This is a genomic window from Bacillus sp. SRB_331 (assembly GCF_003264175.1).
Taxonomy (GTDB): Bacteria; Bacillota; Bacilli; order Bacillales; family Bacillaceae_G; genus Bacillus_A; species Bacillus_A mycoides.
In genome coordinates, this window is sequence record NZ_NADV01000091.1 from 1 (window position 1) to 8,927 (window position 8,927).

General features: G+C 30.6%; 6 protein-coding genes and 3 pseudogenes. 3 read left to right on the forward strand and 6 right to left on the reverse strand.

The window, feature by feature from the left end; genetic code table 11:
* Positions 1-678 precede the first annotated feature (678 nt).
* Complete coding sequence (locus B5P42_RS31260; protein WP_483295825.1) at positions 679-1,551, forward strand: Rpn family recombination-promoting nuclease/putative transposase; 873 nt, start codon at positions 679-681, stop codon at positions 1,549-1,551.
* 161 nt (positions 1,552-1,712) lie between these two features.
* Here B5P42_RS31260 and B5P42_RS31265 read toward each other — a convergent pair whose 3' ends face one another.
* From B5P42_RS31265 to B5P42_RS31280, 4 genes and pseudogenes are all read right to left on the reverse strand, one after another.
* Positions 1,713-2,756 (reverse strand): hypothetical protein, encoded by a 1,044-nt coding sequence (locus tag B5P42_RS31265; RefSeq protein WP_113736065.1) that lies wholly within the window; start codon positions 2,754-2,756, stop codon positions 1,713-1,715.
* Positions 2,757-3,028: 272 nt separating this feature from the next.
* Positions 3,029-3,220 carry a hypothetical protein gene (locus tag B5P42_RS31270; protein WP_113736066.1) on the reverse strand — a complete coding sequence of 64 codons (192 nt, stop codon included), beginning with the start codon at positions 3,218-3,220 and terminating at the stop codon, positions 3,029-3,031.
* A 494-nt stretch (positions 3,221-3,714) separates the two neighbouring features.
* On the reverse strand, positions 3,715-4,350 hold the full coding sequence (locus tag B5P42_RS31275; RefSeq protein ID WP_113736067.1) for a hypothetical protein: 636 nt from the start codon (positions 4,348-4,350) through the stop codon (positions 3,715-3,717).
* A gap of 224 nt (positions 4,351-4,574) precedes the next feature.
* Positions 4,575-4,961: pseudogene (locus B5P42_RS31280) on the reverse strand (Rpn family recombination-promoting nuclease/putative transposase); the annotation flags it as partial.
* A 175-nt stretch (positions 4,962-5,136) separates the two neighbouring features.
* On the opposite strand from B5P42_RS31280, the gene B5P42_RS31285 reads away from it, so the two are divergent.
* Entirely contained in the window at positions 5,137-6,213 is a 1,077-nt protein-coding gene (locus tag B5P42_RS31285; RefSeq protein WP_113736068.1) for a Ger(x)C family spore germination protein, read from the forward strand.
* 394 nt (positions 6,214-6,607) lie between these two features.
* A pseudogene (locus B5P42_RS31290) lies at positions 6,608-7,068 on the forward strand (transposase); the annotation flags it as partial.
* A gap of 109 nt (positions 7,069-7,177) precedes the next feature.
* Here the strand turns inward: B5P42_RS31290 and B5P42_RS31295 are convergent.
* Positions 7,178-7,405 (reverse strand): methyltransferase, encoded by a 228-nt coding sequence (locus B5P42_RS31295; protein ID WP_098131531.1) that lies wholly within the window; start codon positions 7,403-7,405, stop codon positions 7,178-7,180.
* A 397-nt stretch (positions 7,406-7,802) separates the two neighbouring features.
* A pseudogene (locus B5P42_RS33280) lies at positions 7,803-7,979 on the reverse strand (helix-turn-helix domain-containing protein); the annotation flags it as partial.
* Positions 7,980-8,927 lie beyond the last annotated feature (948 nt).

Genomic DNA, 8,927 nt, shown 5'->3' on the forward strand with positions numbered 1-8,927 from the left:
GCTGTTTGGTTTAGCTTCATAGGCTAGAAATGTAGAGGAAATTGCTACTCTAGGTTTCTAACTAATATTTTTGCACCAGAACCATCGGAAGTAAAGCGGCGATTAGGAAAATGTAGTATAAAAGTTAATGCGGCAAGTTTATGTGTTTCAGAGGATAGTCGGTATGCAATCGAACAAAAATAAAAGGGTATTAAGTTGCAGTTTTGAGGGGTGTATAATTTTTTGTTTTTTTGAGAGAAAAGCATTAAAAAATGTTGAAATGACAATGTTTTTCATGATCCAGGTATATGTACTTAAGTTATGCACCCTAAAATAGACTTAAGCACATATATCTAGATATATGTGCTTAAAGGTATGTGGCTATTATTATGTGACAGTTGGAGAGCAATTTTAAAAAATGGTGTTTTGAATCATCGGATTGGATAGAAATTTAAATGTATTGGACTATATTGTATGAATTTATGTATTGGCATTTTTGTTCGTATTTTGTATACTAAACGTGAGTTTTTCTTACAGTAGGCAATTTTTCAGTTTCTATGAAATCCAACTAATCTGTTAATTATGTATGGTGTCAAACAAGCTCTTATGTCAATGGATATAAGAGCTTGTTTGCATGTGTATCACTCTTTTATGTACAATAAAAGAAAAACATCTTATGAGATGGGGAGAGGAAAACCCATGTCCAACCAACAATTAGTGAATTTACGCATTGATTTTGCTTTTAAACAATTATTTGGCACAAGTGGAAATGAAGATATTCTAATTGCTTTTTTAAATGCGATGTTACAGGGTTCTTTAGAATCACCTATTGTTTCCTTACAATTAGAAGACCCACACTTGCATAGAGAACATGAAGAGGATAAATTATCGATTTTAGATATTTCCGCAACGTTAGATACAGGCACAAAGGTAAACGTAGAAATCCAACTGAATAATAATCATGATATGATTAAGAGAAGTTTATATTATTGGGGAAGGTTATACACATCCCAACTTCAAAAAGGAATGCCATACAGCTCTCTTCATAAAACAATTACGATCAATTTGTTAAATTTCGTTATGTTTCCTGAATACGAGGCATTCCATACAACAGGAATCCTATGGAATCAACAACAACAGAAAGTATTGAGTAATGATATTGAAGTTCACATCGTGGAGATTCCCAAACTCATGCAACAGTGGCGGAATGAACAAGTAAATCCCTGGGAAGATTCATTTGTTCGTTGGTTGTTATTACTTCCAGCGAATGAGGATGAAAAATTAGCCCAAACATTGGAGGATATTGCGATGAACCAAGACCCGATTTTACAAAAAGCAATGAATAAATGGGAACGTATGAGTCAAGATTCTTCTTTCCGACAAGCATATGAAGCGAGGGAAAAAGTTCTGATGGATGAGGCCGCAAAATTTGCTCATGCAGAACAAAAAGGGATTGAAAAAGGGAAAATGCAACTGATACGTGGTATGCACAAAAACGGAATGCCAATAGAAGATATTGCAAAGTTTACGAATTTAAGGATAAAAGAAATACGAAACATTTTACAAGTCTAAATGATTAAAAAATAACACCTACATTGTAGGTGTTATTTTTTAGTGGCCACCGCTACCAGGAGTATAATTAATGTTCGAAGGAATATAAATTCCTGTTCCTGGATCAAGAAATCGACTGTTTTCTTAGTTACTTGTTTTAGAATTTAATTAATATTTCACATTCATTTTATCTCCATTGAATAATTAACAATTACTCCTTTATCAGTATGCCATATATCTTTGACTGTTTTTTTCTTAATATCATAATAAGAAAGCACACTTTCCTTTGGGGACCCCAATGTATTATAATCTTTTTTACTATCATAAAGACTTGATAAAAAAAAGAAACCTTCATTTTTTTCACTATACTTTAACGCTCTTATTTTAAAGTGTTTTTCCGTATCTTCAAATAGTGGCTTTATTTTTTTTGAATTCAAATTTATTTCTGCAACATGGGAAGTAGGGTTGGTCAAATTTTCATCATAACTGAATATCACTGAACTTTCATCATCGGCAAATGAAGCCCCGCTAATAAATTTTTCCACTAAGCTAACATGTCTTTCTTTATTTCCATTCACATTATAAATATCTAAACTGTATTTAGCTGGACGCATTGTGATTTGCTTTTCATTTGCTTCTTCAAGCTTCTTTTTATCCTCAGCCTCAGAAAAGGAAACTATAACTAATTTATTATTAATGGGATTGTAATCAAAATCCAAAATACTTTTATCCTTATCGTCTTTTCCCCATATTTCTAACTTATCCTTTTCAATATTATAAGTGGCAATATGAAAATTACGATACTCATCTTTTAATAAAACTCTCATGAAAACCGTTGTTTGTTTGTTGTCTATTTGTATAAGATCTACATTACCTAATTCCTTTGTCAATTGCCTTATTTGATTTTTTTGTAAGTCCTTAACAAACAATTGCATTGTACCGTCTTCAGCTTTATCAGCAAAGTACAATTTGTTATGGAGTTTTGAATAAGAAAAAGTAGTATAATCTGGTATCTTTTTCTTTAATAATACTGTATTTTCTTGTAACGTTGGATCATATTTATAAAATGTATTTGTAAGAAGCTTAGGTTCAAATAGGTTTATGTATAATTTTTGAGAAGGTGTATCATTTTTATTAACAACAACACTCCCAGATGTAAGGAATTTGTAACTAAGTATGATACACAAAGATACAGCTATTAATGAAAAAACTATGTTTTTCTTCATCATATCCCTCCTAAAAAATCCAGATATAAAGTATTATATCCGGATTTTTTCGAAAATTATTCGGTTATCGCTATTCCACCGGATCTTTCAGTTCGACCATTCTTAATCTGACCATCACTTAGTTTTCCCCCTAATGCCACAAATGTATTAGGAAGTACATCCACTATAACCCCAAATTTTTTAAACTCGCCATAATCCCATTTCTCAAGAACTCTAGATTTCCCTTTATCTAAGTTCGTTACTACAATTTTGGTGCCCTTTCTAATATATGCCTAACTTGAGTCAACAGCGCAATCATTATCCGTCATCCACTTTCCGTCAGACCCTGGTTTGTAAGGCGTATAATTACTTATCTTACCATAACGGGTTATCGTATCCGCTTTAGCTGTTTGTCCTCCAAATACATTGACTGTTGTTAATAAAAACGTAGCAATAATAAAAATGAAACTGAATTTCTTCTTCATAATATTTTTTCTCCTTTTCATTTTTTTTTGAACTAGTTCTTTTTAATTTTATAACATGGGAACAATTACCCAACATTATTGTTAAATAATTCCAAATTGTATTCATATATAGATTTATAAAGGAAACGCCAATAGCCTGGATACAGTTAAGTAAGTATTACTACAATTTATAATTTTTTTCTTGGTTTTAATATAAGAGAAGTAAAAAAATCTAAGTTAATGTACAAATAGGTATACCAATTTTAAAAATATGAGTTTTACAAAAGATACAAAATGTTAAACTTATAAAACTCAGTGATTTCAGTATGTGTGCATGAGATCACTGGGTTTTTATTATTACGTGTTCAAAGGTGTAGGAAGCATTTGGCGTGTCTATAAAAGTGTACGTTAAGGTACATAAACAATTCCTTACCCAATAAAAAAAAGTACTCAAATGAGTACTTTTTTGAATTAAACCACATTTGTAATCTCATAAAACAACGATATATAACCGACTATTCTTCCAATTGTTGTTTTGATCTTTTTAGAAATCTTGGAGAGAGCCTACCTTCAAACCCCATTTCAGACATTTCCTGATCTAAAGACTTTGCTGGAGGCTCTATAGCCATCTTTCGTTCAGGCTCTTTATACTTACGTGTAAATAATCCAGGGTTATTAATCCAGAGTAATTCGCTATTATATTTAGTCAAATTTCTTCTAGTAGTAGTAAATTGTTTGTAAATTTTTATTATCCAAACGGCGAAAATTACTATTGTAATAATTAAGATTATAAAATACGTATTTAAAGAAATACCTGTATATTTGATAATTAAATCTTTGGAGAATAACAAAATAATTGGAATAAAAATAGAATACTTCAATAATATATCTAATTTTAATCGAAGAGATTCAAGTCTATTCTCTATCCATAATTTACGAGATTCAATCACTTTTGTAGGATGTTCATAATTATATTTTATATTGCTTACATATTCTAAAAACTTTTGAGATTGATAACGTTTATAACATTCTAAAGACAGAAGTAAAACCACTACTGTAAAAAGGAGGTCTTTAGATATGTTATCCCATAAAGGTTGCGCCAATGTAAGTAAATTAATATCATAAATGGTTTCAATAAACATATAAGCCATTGTAACAACTACACTTAGTAATACGAGTTCAAAAAACATATGAAATAAAATTGTCCAAATGGTATAAAATTTTTTCTTGTTAATAACAACCACACCTTTCTGTATATTTAGAATTTTATAGCTTTATAGTACCATTTTTTTACTTACCAGTGTATCAAACATATTTATACGGCATAAAAAATAGCACCTACTAAAGGTGCCATTTTGAATTATGTTTGTTATGTTCATAATTCTAAAAATCTCTGTATATCTTCTACTCTCAACCCTGTCAATTTTGCAATATCCTCTACAGGCATTCCATTTTTATGCATACCATGAATTAATTGTGCACGCTCAGCTAGTTTCCCTTCTTCCTTGCCTTCCTCACGAGCATGTGCTAATTTAGCTTGCTCATCAAATAAAACTTTTTCCCTGGCTTCATATGCCACTCGGAAAGAACTGTTTTGACTCATGTCTTCCCACTTGTTCATAGCCTTCTGTAACATCGGATCTTGTTTCATCGCAATATCCTCCAATGTGTGGGTCAAATGCGCATCCTCATGTGCTGGTAGTAATAACAGCCATCGGGCAAATTCATTTTCCCACGGATTAATTTTTTCTTCTCTCCATTGCTACACATACCCCCTTATCGGTAATTTTGATAAAAACATACATATAATGGTGATTATTATGAGAAAATATCACAAATAATCAAAGTCTATAATTTAAAAATTCACACGATCTAAACCAAATTGAAACTTACAACGAGTTACTTTTCAATTTGGTTTGTGACTGGATGGAGAGAATATGAAAAAAATTACACAAAAACAAATTTTCCTATTTGGTATTTCATTAATATTTATGACAGGATGCTTGCAAAAGTCTCTTATTGATGATGTTCAATTAATTCAAGGAGTTGTATTCGATACAACAAAAGATAAAATAAAAGCAACTATTGTCTGTCCTGTTCAACAAAAAGGGCATAAAGTCCAAGTATTTGAAAATATTGCAAACACAGTAAAACAAGGAAGAGAAAACGCCTCTTTTGAATCTGCACAACCGTTTGCCAGTGGACAATTACGTGTTGCTCTTTTTACAGAAAAATTAGCAAAAAAAGATATAACAGTAGCGTATGATACACTCCTACGAGATAGTAGCATAGGACATGGAATATACCTAGGGGTACTGGAAGGTAATGGACATGATTTATTCTCTGGAAAATATCAAAATAACTTTAATGTTGCAATTTATATAAAAAATCTGTTGGAACACAATATGGAAACAGGTTCATTACCGTATGATAATTTACATCATAACTCTAATCGCTATTACAAAGTAGGACAAGATAATTTTATGCCAATATTAAAAAAACAGAAAGATAAAATAAAAATTCAAGGTTTAGCTCTTTTCAATGAAGAAACATATGTAGGGAAATTGGAACCAAAAGAGATGTTTGTTTTTAGAGGATTGCTTGAAAAACATAGATTGAACTCTCAAGAATTTAAAAGCCACGGCGGTTATGTATTAATTAACAACATCCGTTCCACTCCTTCCTATCATGTTCGGATTAAAAATGGAAAACCATCTTTTTATATTCAAGTTAAAGTGGATGCTCGTCTGCAAGAAATCTCAAAAAAGGTAAATTTAGAAGATAAAAAGAATTTCGAGATAATAACAAAGAACATAGAAAAACAACTTAATACAGCTAGCAAAAAGCTACTAAAAAAACTACAAAATCTAAATGTAGATCCACTTGGTTTAGGCTCCAAATTTAAACAACAGTATAAACTATTTGAGTTAAAAGAATGGAAAAAAATATATAAAACGGTACCAGTGAGAGTGAAATACATTGTGAATATTGAAAATTCAGGAGTCGTTGAGTAAAAAAATTGAAATGGTTTACCATGAGTTTTATTAAAACCATCTATATCTTTGCTGAGGCTTGTAATATTTTCAAATATAAAAACAAATTAAGCTTTCCAAATTTTATACGCTAAACAAATCTAAGTTTCTCTTTATGTCTAATTATGATATTATCTATTCGAAGCAACTTTTATTGCTTATATATGACAAAAATACGCTGCTCATTCAAAACAAAAATGCCAATTCCATTATGGAATTGGCATTTTTGTTTCAGTCAATTAACGACTTGAACCAACTTCTATTTTACAAATAGGGGTCACCATACATACCCATCAACTTAAGAATTTTCACTACCCCCAAGTGCAAAAAAACGTTATTCTTTCTAAAAAGCTAGCTAGAAAGGGTGATGTTTTGTATGAATCTTTCGATTCAAGATGAATTACAACTATTTTCTGAAGAGCTGTATCGTCATTTAACTCCTTCTCTTTTGGAAGAACTCGCAAAAGAATTAGGTTTTGTAAAAAGAAAACGAAAATTTTCAGGAAATGAATTAGCTACCATATGTATCTGGGTAAGTCAACGTACAGCGAGTGATTCCCTCGTTCGACTATGTAGTAGCCAATTACACGCAGCCACAGGTACTCTTATGAGTCCAGAAGGACTCATAAGCGCTTTGATAAAAAAGCTGTTGAATTTTTGAAATATATTTTTTCTGCATTATGGAAAAGTAAACTTTGTAAAACATCGGCCATTTCAAGTACCGCACTCACGTATTTTCAACGAATTCGTATTTTAGATGCAACGATTTTCCAGGTACCGAAACATTTAGCTCATGTATATCCTGGGTCAGGTGGTTGTGCACAAACAGCGGATTTATATTTAAATTAAACTTAAAAATATGCATTTCAAATCTTCTACAATCGCATTGACATATGTCAAATGTAGATAAGTTGTATTTTTGAAAGGGATTAGTTATAAGGGAAAATTATTGCGTCAAGAGCAAATGTTGTTTTCGAATTTTTTTAAACTGACCCAACTTTACTAGTTGCCGATTTTCTAGTCCAGGAATCTTATTTGAAGAATCGGAGACATCCACAACAATGGTATTAGTTAATACATTAACTACCGAACCAATTAGTGTTACTGAAGAATCATAACGATAACAGAATTGTACAAAATCACCAATTTTTACATTTACAGATTTTTTATTCATAACATAGTTCCTCCTTAATTATATAGGTTGAAAGATATTAGAATTAAAACCAAAAATATATTCCAGAGATCATATATGTAGCTACAACCATAAAAATAGATATTCCAAATGTACCGAAGAAGCAAATTTGTGAGGTAATACAATTATCTATACCAAACCATTTACAAGTGACATTATATCGCTTATTTAAATTGGTTTTTATAATAATTTTCTTTTTTTTCTTTTTTAGTTAAATGTGATAAAATATTCTTGCTGTGATGAGTTTTTAGGTAGCTATTTGCCATCTAGAATCAGCCTTTCTTTTATAATGTATCTGGAAAAGTCCTTACTTACTTGGCGGTGGTGAGGGCTTTTTTATGTCTATTTTTAATGGGTATTTCTTGTGATTTATAGATCCCTAATTCTTTTGAAATCCGTAAACTTCAGTCATAACCCCTTTAGTCAGAAGCCATGTATTTCCTGACTTCTTGACTAATCCTAATTTTACGTAATTTTGTAATTTACCGCGTACACAAGACGATCTCACGGTACCTTTTTCCAATCCCCACTTCTGTTCGGCTTCACTTGCTGTAAAAACATTGAAAAGTGGGGAGTTTAAAAATTTTTTTCTACAGAACTCTTCTTATCAGTCATTATATTCCCCCTCTCCAATCACGAAAACGTGATGTTTTGTATTTCTATACTATCAAGTTTTCGTGATTAATCAATGATATTTTTGAAAATTATTTCTGTTAATTTCGACAAAAAAGCACATAACCTAAATAGATTATGTGCGTAATAAAAATTTTCTTTTTTAAGAAATGCTTATATGCTTGGAATTGGTTAATTAGTTGATTTACTACTGAGTTCTGTAATATCAAAAGGAGTTAATTTCCCATTTTTAGTTTCATGCCATTGTTTAGATAGTTTAGGGTGACAGTTTTATTATTTCTCATGTCCACTAATGCTTGTTGCGTTATCCTGTTCGATTGCTACACAAAGGCCTAATAAAGTGGTTCATAAGCAAATAAAAAATAATGTTTCATAAAAAGTGCTCCTAGACAAATCTAGGAGCACTTTTTATGATGAAGTTACTGGATTTCTTGAGATGATGAATACCAACTGTTAGATAGTAACATATGCATTTATAAAAAGCATCTAAACAGTATCGTTTTTAAGAATTAAAATTTAAAACGTTTTTGAGTAATTAATAGATATAAAACAAGCAAACATAATGTTCTATGTTTGCTTGTTTTATATAATATTGTTTTACATGTTTTATATGTTTATATGTTTTAAGAACATATAAACTGTTGGTATATAAACGTTCTTGCCATTTTAATATAACAAAAATGGTTTCAAAGGTAACAAATCTGGTTTCAAACATAACAGAAGTGGTTTTAAATATAACAAATTTGGTTACTTTAATATAACAAAAATGGTTTCAAAGGTAACAAATCTGGTTTTAACTATAACAAGAATGGTTTAAAAATAACAAAAATGGTTTTAAACATAACAAATTTGGTTCTGGTGCAAAAATATT